The 14,873-nt window shown below is 60.1% G+C and carries 14 protein-coding genes; 8 read left to right on the top strand and 6 right to left on the bottom strand.

From position 1 onward, the window contains the following. Positions 1-85: 85 nt before the first annotated feature. Together ACE3O2_RS04520 and ACE3O2_RS04515 are read left to right on the top strand one after the other, a co-directional pair. Positions 86-526, top strand: coding sequence for an HIT family protein (locus ACE3O2_RS04520; RefSeq protein WP_374335107.1), 441 nt, complete (start codon positions 86-88; stop codon positions 524-526). 4 nt (positions 527-530) lie between these two features. Then, positions 531-2,147, top strand: coding sequence for a hypothetical protein (locus ACE3O2_RS04515; protein WP_374335105.1), 1,617 nt, complete (start codon positions 531-533; stop codon positions 2,145-2,147). 31 nt (positions 2,148-2,178) lie between these two features. On the opposite strand, the gene ACE3O2_RS04510 is transcribed toward ACE3O2_RS04515, so the two are convergent. The 3 genes from ACE3O2_RS04510 to ACE3O2_RS04500 are packed head-to-tail and all read right to left on the bottom strand — an operon-like array spanning position 2,179 to position 4,622. Then, positions 2,179-2,841: an HAD family phosphatase gene (locus ACE3O2_RS04510; protein WP_168876643.1), complete on the bottom strand. Its 663-nt coding sequence runs from the start codon at positions 2,839-2,841 to the stop codon at positions 2,179-2,181. 17 nt (positions 2,842-2,858) lie between these two features. Beyond that, the gene (gene hda, locus ACE3O2_RS04505) at positions 2,859-3,551 is read right to left on the bottom strand and encodes a DnaA regulatory inactivator Hda (RefSeq protein ID WP_374335102.1); all 693 of its coding nucleotides are present in this window, start codon (positions 3,549-3,551) and stop codon (positions 2,859-2,861) included. A 3-nt stretch (positions 3,552-3,554) separates the two neighbouring features. Next, positions 3,555-4,622 (bottom strand): AI-2E family transporter, encoded by a 1,068-nt coding sequence (locus tag ACE3O2_RS04500; protein ID WP_205881937.1) that lies wholly within the window; start codon positions 4,620-4,622, stop codon positions 3,555-3,557. A gap of 179 nt (positions 4,623-4,801) precedes the next feature. Here ACE3O2_RS04500 and purM point away from each other — a divergent pair, with 179 nt between their 5' ends. Genes purM through ACE3O2_RS04480 form a run of 4 tightly spaced genes read left to right on the top strand, consistent with a single transcriptional unit; the run spans position 4,802 to position 8,882 of the window. Then, positions 4,802-5,833 (top strand): phosphoribosylformylglycinamidine cyclo-ligase, encoded by a 1,032-nt coding sequence (gene purM, locus ACE3O2_RS04495; protein WP_168876641.1) that lies wholly within the window; start codon positions 4,802-4,804, stop codon positions 5,831-5,833. 5 nt (positions 5,834-5,838) lie between these two features. Then, positions 5,839-6,435: a phosphoribosylglycinamide formyltransferase gene (gene purN / locus ACE3O2_RS04490; protein ID WP_374335100.1), complete on the top strand. Its 597-nt coding sequence runs from the start codon at positions 5,839-5,841 to the stop codon at positions 6,433-6,435. A 4-nt stretch (positions 6,436-6,439) separates the two neighbouring features. After that, the gene (locus tag ACE3O2_RS04485) at positions 6,440-7,603 is read left to right on the top strand and encodes a DUF3108 domain-containing protein (protein ID WP_374335098.1); all 1,164 of its coding nucleotides are present in this window, start codon (positions 6,440-6,442) and stop codon (positions 7,601-7,603) included. Positions 7,604-7,640: 37 nt separating this feature from the next. Next, complete coding sequence (locus ACE3O2_RS04480) at positions 7,641-8,882, top strand: RsmB/NOP family class I SAM-dependent RNA methyltransferase (protein WP_374335096.1); 1,242 nt, start codon at positions 7,641-7,643, stop codon at positions 8,880-8,882. Between the two features lie 94 nt (positions 8,883-8,976). Here the strand turns inward: ACE3O2_RS04480 and ACE3O2_RS04475 are convergent, their stop codons facing one another. Then, entirely contained in the window at positions 8,977-10,470 is a 1,494-nt protein-coding gene (locus tag ACE3O2_RS04475; RefSeq protein WP_374335094.1) for a YdgA family protein, read from the bottom strand. Positions 10,471-10,628: 158 nt separating this feature from the next. Between ACE3O2_RS04475 and ACE3O2_RS04470 the strand changes: the two genes are divergently transcribed. Together ACE3O2_RS04470 and ACE3O2_RS04465 are read left to right on the top strand one after the other, a co-directional pair. Beyond that, the gene (locus ACE3O2_RS04470; protein WP_374335092.1) at positions 10,629-11,873 is read left to right on the top strand and encodes a mechanosensitive ion channel family protein; all 1,245 of its coding nucleotides are present in this window, start codon (positions 10,629-10,631) and stop codon (positions 11,871-11,873) included. A 107-nt stretch (positions 11,874-11,980) separates the two neighbouring features. Further along, positions 11,981-13,174, top strand: coding sequence for a fatty acid desaturase (locus ACE3O2_RS04465; protein WP_374335089.1), 1,194 nt, complete (start codon positions 11,981-11,983; stop codon positions 13,172-13,174). Positions 13,175-13,237: 63 nt separating this feature from the next. Here the strand turns inward: ACE3O2_RS04465 and aroB are convergent, their stop codons facing one another. Both aroB and ACE3O2_RS04455 read right to left on the bottom strand, forming a co-directional pair. After that, positions 13,238-14,320, bottom strand: coding sequence for a 3-dehydroquinate synthase (gene aroB / locus ACE3O2_RS04460; RefSeq protein WP_374335087.1), 1,083 nt, complete (start codon positions 14,318-14,320; stop codon positions 13,238-13,240). Beyond that, positions 14,313-14,855, bottom strand: coding sequence for a shikimate kinase (locus ACE3O2_RS04455; RefSeq protein WP_374335085.1), 543 nt, complete (start codon positions 14,853-14,855; stop codon positions 14,313-14,315). The genes aroB and ACE3O2_RS04455 overlap by 8 nt, the downstream gene beginning before the upstream one ends. Positions 14,856-14,873: the final 18 nt, after the last annotated feature.

Here is a 14,873-nt window from a genome sequence, read left to right as displayed (position 1 = left end):
GTCGGTTATTGGCAGGCAGGTATGCCATTGTCTTGACGGGTGAATGATAACTCAATTATAGTCCGGCATTACCAATGGGGGTCGCATGTCTGCCACGCAGAGCACTAACGCAGGCTGTGAGCTGTGCCAGACCATGGGTGGTCTGGTGTTGTGGCAAGACGAGTGTTGTCGCGTGGTGCTGGTGGAGGATGAGGATTATCTGGGTTTTTGCCGGGTGATACTCAATCGCCATCTGCCCGAGATGACCGATCTGCCACTGCCAGAGCGCCAACAGCTGATGACGGTGGTGTTTGCCACCGAGCAAGTGCTGCGTGACGTGCTGCAACCGGACAAGGTCAATCTGGCCAGCCTGGGCAACATGACACCACATGTGCACTGGCATGTGATTCCCCGTTTCCGCCGTGACCGGCACTTCCCCAATCCGATCTGGGGCAGTGCGGTGCGCGTGACTGAAAAACAGGACGATCCGTCGTTGCCTGGCCGACTGCAGGCCGCATTGCAACGGATCCTCCAGCCGGGGTCTTGAGACGATGGATCACTATCACGCCCAGTTCCTGCTGCCCCAGCCGCAGGCCAATCCCGAATGTCCAGTGCAAGATGCCAAGGCCTGCAAGCAGTGGCTCTCCAGCATTTCCCTGATCAATGTGGCGCCTGCCCAGCTGCAGCTGCTGTCCTTGCTGCGCCAGCAGAATGACTCCGAGCTGGTGCCGCGCGAGCGGCTGAAAATCCTTGAAATGCTGCGCGAGCCGGTAGCCATGGTGCAGGAGGAGCTGGCCAAGAAATACCTGAATCGGCCTTTGCCGTTTCATGAGGAACACCTGCAGCAATGGGAGCTGGTATGCGAGCTGTGGCGCGCCATGCAGGCGGGCTACCGGCTGGTGCTGCAAGCGGCCTTGCAGGGTGACCTGGAAGCGCTGGAGTACGGCCCGTTTGCCGGTCAGCGTGCTTTGTACAACCTGGGGCGGTGGTTCAGTGAGTTTCACGCCACGTACCGGCAAGTACCACCCTCGGGTTGGCATACCCTGCACGAGATTTATCGAGAGATTGAAGCACGCGGCTGGGCGGGCAAGCGCTTGAAGGACACGCTGCAGGAAGGGCTGCCCTATACCACGCCGATGGCGGCTTATTGCCATGTGCTGATGGTGGAGTTGTCCAACCCCAGCCAGATGACGGTGCGGCAATTCCGCTTTGTGGATGGCCTGTTGTCACGCTGGTCGCTCAAACTGAACGTCACGGCAGCGGCTCCGGAAGCGCGGTTGCCACCGCTACAGGTTGATTTGGCCGGTGGTTCGCCGGCACGCAGCCTGCCCTTGCATGATGCGGCGCAGCCGCGCTACATCGACCGTGACCCGGTCGTGGCCAGCCTCGCCAAGCGCATCAAGATGCTGCGCGATGGCAGCGACTGGGATGTGGCGGATCTGGGGGATGACCTGGTTGCAGCCGGAGGGGTGCAGTTGCTCAGCCAGCTTTACCGGCTGTGGAGCGAGAAGGGCGACCGCGTGTTTCCGCGTCGCCAAGCCACCGAAGAAGTGGAAATCGGTGGTGACTGGCCGCGCATCTACGCACAGCTGAGCGGGCGTCTGTTTGAAGTGCCGAAAGAGACCAAGGAAATTCGCGCCAGCGGTATGGCGGATTTCCAGCTGTTTGGTCGGCGGGCCAGTGAAACCTTCCGTGAAGGGGGCGACCACACCCTGCACTTGCCAGCACTGGAAGGCTGGTCACTGCAGGATGAGAGTGCCAGTGGCCTGCGCCTGCAGGCTGAGCAGACCGGGCAGCAGTGGCTGCAACACCAGCTGGTGATGATCCGGCGTGCCCGGGTGCCGGATACCTTGGGGATTGTCCGCCGTCTGCAGCTGGCGGGCATCAATGAGGTTGAGCTGGGGGTGCAATTGCTGGCGGGGCAACCCACGGCTGCGGTGGTGTCCGCTACTGGCGTACAGTCGCTGACCATTCAGCCGCAACCGGCGGTGTTCTTGCCGGATGTGCCTTCGCTGTTGCAGCTGGCGACCGTGATGGTACCGGTTGGTGTGTTTCAGGTCGAGCGGGTGCTGGAAGCGCAGCTGCCCGATGGAGTACGCCGCTTCAAGCTGCAGGCACTGCAAGAGCGTGGCAGCAACTACGAGAGTTACCGCTTCAGCTGGGTTTGATGCTGGGAGGGGCCGTGCTGCCCCTCGCGGCTTAATGCCAGAGCAGGGTAGGCCAGCCGGCGTTGTCGGCGTGGGCTTTCAGCACCGGATCGGGGTTGACGACCACCGGGTGGCTGACCTTTTGCAGCAAGGGCAGGTCGTTGCGGGAGTCGCTATAGAACCAGGTCTCGCTGAAATCCTGCCATTGCTTACCTTGCTCCGCGAGCCACTGCTCCAGTCGGATGATCTTGCCCGCCTGGAAGCAGGGCGTACCAAACGATTTGCCGGTATAACGGCCGTCCTTCAGTTCCGCTTCTGTCGCAATCAGGTGTGCTACCCCAAAGGCTTCCGCGATCGGGGCCGTCACAAAGCGATTGGTGGCGGTAATGATGAGCACGATGGCGCCTTCAGCCTTGTGGCGGGCGACTTCGGCGCGCGCGCGCGGGGTCATCATCGGCTCAATGTAGCCTTGCATGAACTGCTGGTGCAGCCGGTTCAACTCCTCTAGCGAAAAGCGGGTCAACGGCGCCAGGGCGAATTCCAGATAGGCCTGCATGTCGAGCTTGCCCGCCGAGTAATCCGCATAGAAGCGCTCATTGGCGGTGTGGTATTGCTCACGGTCCACCAGACCCTGGTCGATCAGGAAGCGGGTCCAGCTGACATCGCTGTCACCGGCCAGCAGGGTATTGTCGAGATCGAACATCACCAGTTTCATGGCAGTACATCCTTGCATCAGGGCTGGGAAGGCGCAGAGGCCAGCAGCAGGTTACGGACCAGCGGCAGGGTGATCGGGCGCTTCAAGGCCAGCGACTCCCGGTCCAGCAGGTCCAGCAGGTTCATTAGCGAAGGCAGGTCGCGCCGATAGTGGCGCAGCAGGTAATCACATACCTCGGGTGCCAGCACGATGCCACGGTTGCGGGCATGCCGTTGCAACGCCGTGGCCTTGTCGCTGTCACTCAAGGCATTGACACGGTAGGTGAGCCCCCAGCCCAGCCGGGTGGTCAGGTCATCGCGCAGCTCCAGCTGTATCGGCGGCTGCGGCCCGGCAGACAGCATGGCCCCCCCGCCTTCCTTGAGGCGATTGAACAGGGCAAATACCGCAATTTGTTGCGCCGGGTTCAGGCAGTTGACATCATCAACGGCCACATGGGCGTCCCCTGGAATGGCCGCGGCTTCTACTTCCAGCAACAGGTCATTTTGCAGCAGGAAGGCCATGTGGCCCATTTCGCGTGCATCTGCCAGCGCTGCCTGCAGCAAATGGGTTTTGCCGCTGCCGGGCTCGCCCCAGAGGTAAATAAAGGGCTCGCTCTCGCGCTGCGTCGCCCAGGCGGACAGGGCGCTCAGCAATTCGCGATTGCCGGTACCGACGAAATTGTCCAGACGCGGGGCGGGCGGTGGGGCCAGATCAAGGATCAGTTGCTGCAAGATTCAGTTCTGCTGATAGAAGGCGCTGTTCAAGTAGCGGGTGCGGGCCTCGCGTAGCGCGACCAGCAGGCAGGCGGCCAATGGCAGGGCCAGCAGCACCCCGGTAAAGCCGAACAGCTGGCCAAACGCCATCAGGGCAAACAAGACGGCCACCGGGTGCAGGCCAATGCGATCGCCGACCAGCCAGGGGGTCACTACAAAGCCTTCCAGTGCCTGACCAATGGCAAACACCAGCCACACCATCAGTAAGGGTGCCATGCTGTCGAACTGCAGCATGCCCGCCATGGTCGCCAGCAGCAGGCCGGTGGCCATGCCGACATAGGGGATGAACACGAGCAGGCCGGTAATGATCCCGACCGAAAACGCAAACTGCAGCCCCACCAGCTTCAGGACCAGACTATAGTAAATGGACATGACCAGCATGACCGAGAGCTGGCCGCGCAGGAATTCGCCCAGCACCCGGTCGATTTCCCGGGCCAAACCCGAAGTACGGGCGGCAAAGCGGCGCGGCAGCATGTTCTCGGCACTGTGGGTCAGACGGGGCCAATCCCGCAAGAAGTAGAACATCACCAGCGGGATCAGCGCCAGATTGGCCAGGGTGCCCATCACGGACAGGGTACTGCTGCGCAAGGACGGCAACAGGGACAGCAACAGCTGATTGATCTTGCCCAGATTGCCGGACAGCAAAGCCTGCAGGCGGCTGCCATCGAGTGTGATCTCCGTGCCGAACCAGGCAGAGAGGGTGGGGGCCACCTGGGTTTCCAGCCAGGCCGTCAAGGCTGGCATGCGCTCGATCAGCGCGGCAAATTGCCGGTAAAACAGCGGGATGATCAACATCAGCAGAACCAGGAAGATGATCCCGACCACGCTGAGCACCAGCAGGGAGGCTGCAGTGGGCGGTACCTTGCGGCGGGTCAGCGCTTCGACCCAGGGATAGAGGATGTAGGCGAGGATGGCCGCGACCAGAAAGGGTGTCAGTACCGAACGCAGCAGCCACAGCAGGGCCAGGCCGCTGACAACGGCAAGGCCGATCCAGACCGATGATGGCAAAAGAGGGCGGGCAGCGCGCATTTCGGGTACAATCCGCAGCGAAATCACTGGCTTAAGCGAAGGAACTGACGATTATTCCACAGTTGCCTGCGCTTGGGTGAAGCCCAGAAGAATCTTTTGTTTGATCGGCCCGTGTGAGTCACACCGGCCCGGCGCGTTGCAAAACGTACCGTTGACTGCCCCCGGAAAGAGAGTACGAATTGAGCACCTCCCTCACCTACCGTGACGCTGGCGTGGACATCGACGCAGGTGACCAGCTGGTTGAGAACATCAAGCCTTTTGCCAAACGCACCATGCGCCCGGAAGTGTTGACGGGCATTGGCGGCTTTGGCGCGCTGGTGGAAATCAGCAAAAAGTACCAGGAACCGGTGCTGGTGTCCGGGACCGACGGGGTGGGTACCAAGCTGCGCCTGGCGTTTGAGCTGGGCCGCCATGACACGGTGGGCATTGACCTGGTGGCCATGAGTGTCAACGACATTCTGGTGCAGGGCGCCGAGCCGCTGTTCTTTCTCGACTACTTTGCCTGCGGCAAGCTGGACGTGGCCCAAGCCACCGATGTGGTCAAAGGCATCGCCCAGGGGTGTGAGCAGGCCGGTTGTGCGCTGATTGGGGGTGAAACCGCTGAAATGCCGGGCATGTATCCGGCCGGTGAATACGATCTGGCGGGTTTTGCCGTGGGTGTGGTGGAAAAGTCGAAGATCATCACCGGCAAGACCATTGCCGAAGGCGATGTGGTGCTGGGCCTGGCCTCCAATGGCACCCATTCCAATGGCTACTCGTTGGTGCGCAAGATCATTGAGCACAGCCAGGCTGATCTGAATGCAGACTTCTATGGCCGCACGCTGGCGGCTGCCATCATGGCGCCGACCCGCATCTACGTGAAACCCGTGCTGAAATTGATGGAGAGCATCACCGTCAAGGGTATGGCACACATTACTGGTGGTGGTTTGCTGGACAATATTCCGCGCGTGCTGCCGGAAGGGCTGACCGCCGAACTACAGGCTGGCAGCTGGCAGCTGCCCAAGCTGTTCGAGTGGCTGCGTGATGCGGGCAATGTGGCGATGGGCGAGATGTACCGCGTGTTCAACTGTGGTATCGGCATGGTGCTGGTGCTGTCGGCGCAAGATGCCGAAGCGGCGACCCGCATCCTGACCGAGGCCGGTGAGACGGTGTACCGCATTGGCCGTATCCGCCCGCAGCTGGTGGGCGAAGCGCAGACGCTGGTGGTGTGAGGGTCATGAAGCAGATTGTCATCCTGATTTCGGGTCGCGGCAGCAATATGCAGGCGCTGGTCAAGGCGCAGCTGCCGTGCCGGATTGCGGCGGTGATCAGCAATCAGCCGGATGCCGCAGGCCTGGCGTTTGCGCGCGAACACGGCATCGAGACCGCAGTGCTGTCGCACCGCGATTTCGCCAGCCGCGAGGATTACGACACGGCGCTGATGGGCCTGATTGACCGCTATCAGCCGGATCTGGTGGTGCTGGCCGGTTTCATGCGCATCCTCACTGCAGGCTTTACCCGCCATTATGAAGGGCGGATGCTAAACATCCATCCTTCACTGCTGCCTGCCTTCAAGGGCTTGCATACCCATCAGCAAGCCTTGCAGGCGGGGGTCAAGCTGCACGGTTGCACGGTGCATTTTGTCACCGCAGAGCTGGATCACGGCCCGATTGTGTCGCAAGCGGCGGTGCCGGTGCTGGCGGAGGATGACGAATCCAGCCTGGCGGCGCGTGTGCTGGTTGAAGAGCACCGCCTCTACCCGGAGGCGGTACGCCTGTTCGTAGAAAACCGGCTACAGATGGAAGCCGATGGCCGGGTGCGGGTGGCAGGTTAAACCCATGTCGGCATTCAAGCGGTGGTGGCTGCCACTGACCCTCTCCCTGTTGATCCATGTTGTCCTGCTGGCAGCCAACATCATCACCTTGCCGGACTGGAGCACACCGGAAACCAAGGTGCTGCAGACCAAGCTGCTGACCAAAGCCAACAAGGCCAAGCTGTTGCAGAGTGATCCGGTCAAAGTGGCGGCACAGCTGGCGATCAAGCCCGACCCTGCGGAGGGGATGGCTGCCTCGGAACCGGCCGCTTCAGAGCGGGCAGCCTCAGATATCGCCAGGACACAGCACGCCAGCCATCGTAATAACCGCCCGGCGCGCGACCAGCAAGCTGCATCGCTGGGGAATGAGCACGCGGCTTCCATCGGCGCGTTGGCGCGTGGTGCGTCGACGGAAGTACCCAAGATCAAACCGGAAGCTTCGGCCTCGCAGCCGAGTAGCAAGCCGGACAAGCCGGCTGACAAGCCTGCGGATAAGCCAAGTAATGGCAAGCTGGCCAATTATGGTGACAGTTTCCCACGGGCGGGCACAGCGAAGTATCAGATGTTGAAGGGGCCGGAAATGACCCAGCGCTGGGAGATTACCGGCGAGGGCTACCGCATCGTGATGGGGGGCTCCCTGTTCAACAAGAGCATCCGCTGGGAAAGCCGTGGCCGGATCGGCAAGGATGGCATCTTGCCTGACAAGTTTGCCGAGTATCGGGATGAAAAGACCGAGCCAAAGTACGCGGCGGCCATCGACTATGCGCAAAAAGTCATTCACTATGGTTCACCGGATGACCCGAAAGAGGTGGCGCTGGAGAGTGATACCCAGGATTTGTTAACCTGGGGGTATCAATTGGCCGCTCAGCTGGAGCCAGGGCAATCATTTGACCTTCAACTGGTATTCCGCAACAAGGTTTATCCGGTTCGCTTTGTGGCAGACCGGGAAGAAGTGATTGAAGTGCCTGCAGGGAAAATCCGTACAGCCCACGTTCGTGGTCAGGTGGTGGGCGGCAGCAGGCGCTTTGATGTCTGGCTCGATCTGGACCACTTTAATTATCCGGTGCGGATTGTCGGTACCAATGATGAAGGGCAGCCCGTAGATTTGGTCTTGCTGGGTTTGAAATTCGGCGATCAAGTGGTATATCAATACCGTGCCATGCTGGAAACCGGCCGGGACAACAAATAATCCGATGCGGTTTCGGCTGCGTTGATGAGAACACACCATGACCCCGTTTCAATTTGAACAGGCCCATCAGGCTTTGCAAGCCATTCTGCCGCTAACCTATCCGGCAGATGTGTCGCTGAGCCATTACTTCCGTAATCATCCGGCTTTGGGCGCGCAGGATCGCAACTTCATAGCAGAAAGTGTGTTCGGGGTGCTGCGCCATCGGCTGTGGCTGGAATGGCGTGCGCCGGACGCGACACCGCGTCAGTTGCTGCTGGCCTATATGCGTCTGGTGCGCAGCCTGCCGCAGCGGGAGCTGGCTCCAATGCTGTCGGAAGCCGATACCGCATGGTTGACCGCCTTGCTGGCGGCAGCCCCCGCCGAGCAGCCTTTGATTGCGCGTGCCGAACTGCCAGACTGGGTGTTGCCGCACCTCAAGGACATGTCGGAAGCTGACATTGTGGCCTTGGGGCGGGGGTTGCGTGAGCCAGCGCCGCTGGACTTGCGTGTCAACACGCTGAAAAGCACGCGTGAGCAGGCGCTGGCTGCGCTGCAACAAGCGGGCTGGCAGGCCGAGCCGACCCCTTATTCGCCGCTGGGTATCCGCATGCCGGGTAAACCCGCCATCAACCGCCACCCGCTGTTTCTCGAAGGCGGGGTGGAAGTACAGGATGAAGGCAGCCAGCTGCTGGGCTTGTTGCTGGCGCCGAAGCGCCACGACATGGTGGTGGATTTTTGCGCCGGAGCTGGTGGCAAAACGCTGCTGCTGGGGGCATTGATGGCGTCACAAGGCCGGGTGTATGCCTTTGACGTGTCAGAAAAGCGCATCAACAACCTCAAGCCACGGCTGAAACGCTCTGGCCTGTCCAACGTCCATCCGCAGTTGATCGCGCATGAGAACGACAGTCGTATCAAGCGTCTGCAGGGCAAGATCGACAAGGTGCTGGTGGATGCGCCCTGTAGTGGCCTGGGCACGCTACGACGTAACCCGGACCTGAAGTGGCGGCAAAGTGAAGCCTCGCTGCAGGACTTGCTGCAGCGCCAGGCTTCGATTCTGGAAAGCGCGGCCCGGCTGGTCAAGCCCGGTGGCCGTCTGGTGTACGCGACCTGCAGTATCTTGCCGGACGAAAACCAGCTACAGATCGCCCGCTTCCTGCAAAGCCATCCGGCTTTCCGCGTGGTGCCAGTGTCCGGCCTGCTGTCGCAAGTGCCGCAGCAAGGGGATTACTTGCAGCTGTATCCGCATGTGCACGCGACAGACGGGTTCTTTGCGGCAGTGCTGGAGCGGGTGCCAGGCTAAGGTCTTCTTCCCCCAGCGGTCTCTGATCAGATAGCCAGGGGTACAAACAACAACGGGACACATTGTGTCCCGTTGTTGTTTGTACGGTTACCGCTTACTGTGGCATGGCGTCGCTGGCTTCACCTTCCGGCATGTCACCTTCAGGCATGCCGCCTTCCGGTGCGGCCGGGGCGCCGCCCATCAGGGCACCCAACATCGGCAGCGGGAATTCCTTGCCGTTGATCTGCAGCTTGCCGGCCTTCCAGCTGAGCTTGGTCACCAGCTGCTTGCCATTACGGGCCAGCAGGCCTTGGGCCAAAGCACCTTCCAGTTGCTGGGTCAGCATGGCCTCTGCCGTTGCTGGATCCATGCCTTCCTTGGCCATCATTTGCGCAGCCAGCATCTTGGCGATGGCTTCCGGGAAGTTGATATCCAGACCTGCCTCCAGCTTTTGCAGCAGACCTGCAGGTTGCTGGACATCGCTGGCAGCAAAGTTGTTGATCTTGGCATTGGCCTTGATCACGGCTTCACCTTCCGGCATGTTCAGACTGATGCGGTCCAGAATGAATTCCGGCGTTTGTTGCATCAGGGCAATACCATGCTTGCCTAGCGCACTCATCAGCTGCATCTGGCGGGTCGCTTGGTCGCTGCACTGGCCGGACATGCTGTTGACTTCCTGTACCAGCTTGCCCAAGGTGCTGCCGTGCAAGTGGTTCAGGCTGACATCATAGTGGGCCGGGCCATAGCTCTTGCCCATGGTGTTGACTTTGTCCACGCCCAGCTTGAGCGACATGTCGAGGAAGTCGCCATTCTTCTTGCTGGTGGCGGTGTAGCTGATCTTGGAGACTTCCGTGTTCAGCATGGGCAGCGCGGCATTCTTGAACGACATGCTGTCGATGTTGAAGCTGGCATCGCCAACCGACAGCACATCAAATTCGGTCTTGCTGTTGCTGTCCATGCTGATCTTGCCGATCTGCACTTGCTCGCCCGATGCGCCCGTGATGGTCAGGCCATTGCTGCTCATCTTGGTAACGTAGCTGCTGTAATCGGCAGGGTAGCTGACCGAGGCGGTCAGGCCGGTCCATTGCAGTTTGGAGCCATCCTTCAGGCTGGAGGTCAGTTCTGGCACATCCAGGGTCAGTTCGCTGTCACCGCCCATGCTGACCACGGTGCGCAGGCTGGCAGGCGGTACTTTGCCGAATACTTCTTCCAGCTTCTTGCGGGTGTCTGCGCTCAGCACCAGCTCGGTGTTCACCACCGCACGGGCAAACCCGGTGTGACCACCACCGAAGGTGAACGGGCCATGGTGGATGGTTTCCTTGACAGTGAATTCCAGCGGGCCCATGTCTTTGCCCACGCGCTGCATGCTCTCGGCCAGATCACACCCGACACTGCCAGCCACGGTATACTTGATGGTTCGGCTGGAGGAGAAGATGCCACTGGAACTTTCCAGTTCCGTCACCTTCAGATAAGGAGCGACCTTGCTGAGCCGTTCTACAAAGTGCTGGTGCTGGGTCTGTGCCTGCTTGCCAAACCACCAGGATGTGCCGGTGTAGCCGACGCCCAGTACAGCTACGATAGCTACTGGGAGGACGATTTTCTTGCTCATGGTCGCGTGAAATCCGGTTGAAGATGATTAAAGAAGCCTGATGATAACAAATTTCCTTGCAGTCAACATGTCATTTTCATGTTTGAAACCATGTACTTGCCAAAGCTGCGCTGGTCGAATGGCTGGGTGCGCGCTATGATTTTGCATCGGACACGTGCATGAACTGGAACGTGATGCTGAAGCAACGTTACCTGGACGCTTCATTACGCGAATTGTTGAGCTGGCAGGCCTCGTGGAAAGAGTGGCTGGTGCTGGCCGTGGCCATGTTGCTGGCTTGGGGCTTGAGTCGTCGCTGGCGGCCGGTACTCAAGGCAGAAGAGACGACCTGGCAATATGGTGCAGGTGGCTTGCAGCGGGTGCTGTTTCCCTTGCTGGCCGTGGTGTTCATCAGCTTCGGGAAGTGGAGCCTGCAGCATTACCAGCCGGTCTGGCTGTTATGGCTGATCAATGTACTGGTGCTGGCGTGGCTGCTGATCCGGCTGGGCATTTACCTGCTGCGCAGTGTATTTCCTCAGGCGCGCTGGTTGCGGGTGTCCGAGCGGGGTATGGCCATCGTCATCTGGCTGGTGGTCACCCTGCATTTGACCGGTGACTGGGAAGATTTTCTGCTGCTGCTCGACAGTGTGGTCATATCGGTAGGCAAGCATTCAGTATCATTGTTGATGGTGCTGAATGGATTGTTGACGGTGACCCTGACCCTGCTGATCACGCTGTCTCTGTCACGGGCGCTGGAGCGTCGCCTGCTGCGTGCCGAGGGACTGAACAGCAGCTACAGGGTGATGTTGTCCAAGCTGGGGCGTGCGTTGCTGCTGGTCTCTGGCGTGATGATTGCGCTCAGCGTCGCCGGTATCGACTTGACCCTGCTCTCCGTGTTTGGCGGGGCGCTGGGGGTGGGGCTGGGTTTCGGCCTGCAAAAGATTGCCAGCAATTACGTCAGTGGTTTCATCATCTTGCTGGATCACTCTATCCGGCTGGGCGACCTGCTGACGGTGGATGGCCGCTTCGGCGAAGTGACCCGGCTGACGGCACGCTATATGGTGCTGCGCAATCCGGAAGGCAATGAAGCCATTGTGCCGAACGACACGCTGATTACTTCGGTGGTGACCAATCATTCTTACTCGGATCGGCGCACCCGTATCGCCCTGCAGGCGATCATCACCTTTGATTCGGATTTACCGCTGGCCTGTGCCACCTTGCTGGAGGCGGCGCAGGGGCAGCAGCGCATTCTGCAGGATCCGGCACCCGGCGTGATCGTCAAGGCGTTCGCCGCCAACGGTGTACAGCTGGAACTGGGCTTCTGGATTGCAGACCCTGAAAAGGGCAGTGGTGAACTGTCTTCAGCCATTCTGGCGCGTGCCTGGCAATTGTTCCGCGAGCGCCAGATTGTGCTGGCCAGCACCTGATGTGGGGCAACTCGCCTGGAATCTGGACAGCCGGTGCAGTGTAGACCGTATGGACGCGGGTATAATGCGGTGACAATAACCATGATCAAGATGGATGGAATGGACTCATGCAATGGCTTAATGGTTTGATTGATCTGCCCTGGTGGGGCTATATCCTGGTGGTGTTGGGCTTTACCCATGTCACCATGGCAGCAGTGACGATTTTTCTGCACCGGCATCAAGCGCACCGTGCGCTGGACCTGCACCCGGTGGTCAGCCACTTTTTCCGCTTCTGGCTGTGGATGGGCACCGGCATGGTGACCAAACAGTGGGCGGCGATCCACCGCAAGCACCATGCTCGCTGCGAGACCCCGGAAGACCCGCATAGCCCGTGGACCTATGGTATCCGTACGGTGCTGTTGCAAGGCGCCGAGCTTTACCGTAAAGAGGCCAAGAACCAGGAAACCATGGACAAGTTCGGTCACGGTACGCCGGATGACTGGATGGAGCGCAATGTCTACACCCGCTACAGCGCGGGTGGCATCAGCATGCTGCTGGTATTGGCTATCCTGCTGTTTGGCCCGAATGGTATCTGGATGTGGGCGGTGGCCATGGTGTGGACCCCGTTTTTTGCAGCAGGGGTCATCAATGGCCTGGCGCACTGGTGGGGTTATCGCAATTTTGAGTGCGAGGACAAGAGCACCAATATTTTCCCGTGGGGCATCCTGATTGCGGGGGAAGAACTGCACAACAACCACCACACCTTTGGGACATCCGCCAAGCTGTCTTACAAGTGGTTTGAGTTTGACATCGGCTGGATGTATATCCGCATCCTGTCGCTGCTGGGGCTGGCGACGGTGCGCCGTACCCAGCCGAAGATGGTGGATGTCCCCACCAAACTCGAAGCCGACCATGCCACCTTGCAGGCGCTGATTGCCAACCGCTACATCATTGCCTCACGATACGCGCGTACGCTGCGTGAAACCTGCGCGGCTGAGCTGGAAAAGCTGGCCGGTGCTGCCAAGCTGCCATCGGGCCTCAGCTGGGGGCAGATGAAGCGCTGGCTGAAGCAGGATGCTAAAGACACACCGGAAGGCGAGCGCGCGACGCTGCAGACGATCCTGCAGCAAAGCCGGGTGCTGGAAACCGTGTACCAGATGCGGCAAGAGCTGACGACGTTGTGGGAGCGTTCGGCCATGAACTCCGAGCAACTGCTGAACCGCTTGCGTGACTGGTGCCAACGTGCCGAATTGAGCGGCATTCCATCGCTACAGCAGTTTGCACGTCAGCTGCAGCGGATGGCTGTGCCTGCCGCGGCGTGAGGACATCCTGACTGAATAAAAAGGCCCGCTGATGCGGGCCTTTTTATTGGCGGTGCGCGCTGCTTAACGCAAGACAGCGTTTAGTGCTGCAGTGGGCAAGGCATCGGTCAGAAAGGCTTGCCCGATGCCACGTAGCATGACAAAGCGGATGCGGCCACCCTCATTTTTCTTGTCGACCTGCATCAGTTGCAGATAGCGTTCAGCACCCAAGGGCGGCGCTTCGGCTGGCAGGCCTGCTGCTTCAATCAACCGCCGAATGCGCTGCAATTCGGGCGCAGACAGCCATCCGGCCAAATGGGATGCGGTCGCGGCCATCACCATGCCGGCTGCTACCGCTTCGCCATGTAGCCACTGGCCATATCCCAGTCCGGCTTCAATGGCATGACCAAAAGTATGCCCCAGGTTCAGTAGCGCGCGTACACCGCTTTCGGTTTCGTCGGCGGCGACGATGCGTGCCTTGTTGCGGCAGCTCCAGGCGACGGCTTCAGCCAGTGCCGCACCGTCGCGCGCCAGCAGGGCGGGCATGTGCTGCTCCAGCCAGTCAAAGAAGGGTACATCATCAATCAAGCCATATTTGATGACCTCTGCCAGCCCGGCGGCCAGCTCACGCGCGGGCAGGGTGCGTAAACTGCCGATCTCGGCGAGTACGGCGCGGGGCTGATAGAACGCGCCAATCATGTTTTTGCCCAAAGGGTGGTTGATACCGGTCTTGCCCCCCACGGACGAATCCACTTGAGCCAGCAAAGTGGTCGGGATCTGGATGAAGGCTATACCGCGCATATAGCAGGCCGCGGCAAAACCGGTCATGTCGCCGATCACGCCACCACCCAAGGCCAGCAGGGTGGTTTTACGGTCGCAGTGCGCGGCCAGCAAAGCGCTGTAGATCTGGTCCAGGTGCTGGGCATCCTTGTACTGCTCGCCATCCGGCAGAATGACATGATGGTGTGCAACCCCCCAGCGCTCCAGACAGGCCTGCCAGCGTGCCAGGTAGAGCGGGGCGACCGTGGTATTGCTGACGAGTACCACTTTGCCTTTACCCAGCCAGGGCCGCAAAGTGTGTTCTGCCGAAGATAGCAGGTCTTCACCAATGAAGATGGGATAACTGCGCGCCCCCAGGTCGAGGGTCAGGGTCTGGTAATCAGGCATGGCTCAGTTTTTGCAGTTGCGGTTCCAGTTGCGTCAGCAGGCTCTGCACCGTCTGGCGGCTGGTATCAAAGATGACATCGGCGACCTCACGGTACAAGGGGTCGCGCTGGGTATACAAGGTTTGCAGGCGGGCCAGCGGATCTGCGGTTTGCAGCAGGGGGCGGTTACGGTCCAGTTTGGTGCGGTGATACAGTTCTTCCGGCGTGGCGCGCAGATAAATGACCAGGCCATGATGTGCCAGCTGCTCACGGTTGCGAGGGTCCAGCACCGCCCCACCGCCGGTGGCAAGTACCACATTCTGGCGCTGGCACAGCTCGGCAATCATCTCGCGTTCGCGCTCTCGAAAACCAGCCTCGCCTTCGATATCGAAAATGGTAGCGATGCGCACACCTGTGCGGGCCTCTACTTCATGGTCTGAGTCGAAGAAGGCCTTGTTGAAGCGGCGAGACAGGGCGCGACCCACCGTGGTCTTGCCTGCGCCCATCAAACCCACCAAAAAGAAATTGCCCGTCATGTCGAGTGCCATGACGGGCATTGTAGCGGATTTTACAGC

The organism is Leeia sp., from assembly GCF_041909055.1.
Taxonomy (GTDB): Bacteria; Pseudomonadota; Gammaproteobacteria; order Burkholderiales; family Leeiaceae; genus Leeia; species Leeia aquatica.
The sequence above is the reverse complement of the archived record's forward strand: the minus strand, read 5'-3'. Positions and strand labels throughout refer to the sequence as shown.

Bases quoted from the DNA above. Each gene is read 5' to 3' on its own strand.
- purN (WP_374335100.1), top strand. From the start codon at position 5,839: ATGAAGCAGATTGTCATCCTGATTTCGGGTCGCGGCAGCAATATGCAG.
- ACE3O2_RS04475 (WP_374335094.1), bottom strand. From the start codon at position 10,470: ATGAGCAAGAAAATCGTCCTCCCAGTAGCTATCGTAGCTGTACTGGGC.
- ACE3O2_RS04500 (WP_205881937.1), bottom strand. From the start codon at position 4,622: ATGCGCGCTGCCCGCCCTCTTTTGCCATCATCGGTCTGGATCGGCCTT.
- ACE3O2_RS04485 (WP_374335098.1), top strand. From the start codon at position 6,440: ATGTCGGCATTCAAGCGGTGGTGGCTGCCACTGACCCTCTCCCTGTTG.
- aroB (WP_374335087.1), bottom strand. From the start codon at position 14,320: ATGCCTGATTACCAGACCCTGACCCTCGACCTGGGGGCGCGCAGTTAT.
- ACE3O2_RS04510 (WP_168876643.1), bottom strand. From the start codon at position 2,841: ATGAAACTGGTGATGTTCGATCTCGACAATACCCTGCTGGCCGGTGAC.
- ACE3O2_RS04455 (WP_374335085.1), bottom strand. From the start codon at position 14,855: ATGCCCGTCATGGCACTCGACATGACGGGCAATTTCTTTTTGGTGGGT.
- ACE3O2_RS04470 (WP_374335092.1), top strand. From the start codon at position 10,629: ATGAACTGGAACGTGATGCTGAAGCAACGTTACCTGGACGCTTCATTA.
- ACE3O2_RS04515 (WP_374335105.1), top strand. From the start codon at position 531: ATGGATCACTATCACGCCCAGTTCCTGCTGCCCCAGCCGCAGGCCAAT.
- ACE3O2_RS04480 (WP_374335096.1), top strand. From the start codon at position 7,641: ATGACCCCGTTTCAATTTGAACAGGCCCATCAGGCTTTGCAAGCCATT.
- ACE3O2_RS04520 (WP_374335107.1), top strand. From the start codon at position 86: ATGTCTGCCACGCAGAGCACTAACGCAGGCTGTGAGCTGTGCCAGACC.
- ACE3O2_RS04465 (WP_374335089.1), top strand. From the start codon at position 11,981: ATGCAATGGCTTAATGGTTTGATTGATCTGCCCTGGTGGGGCTATATC.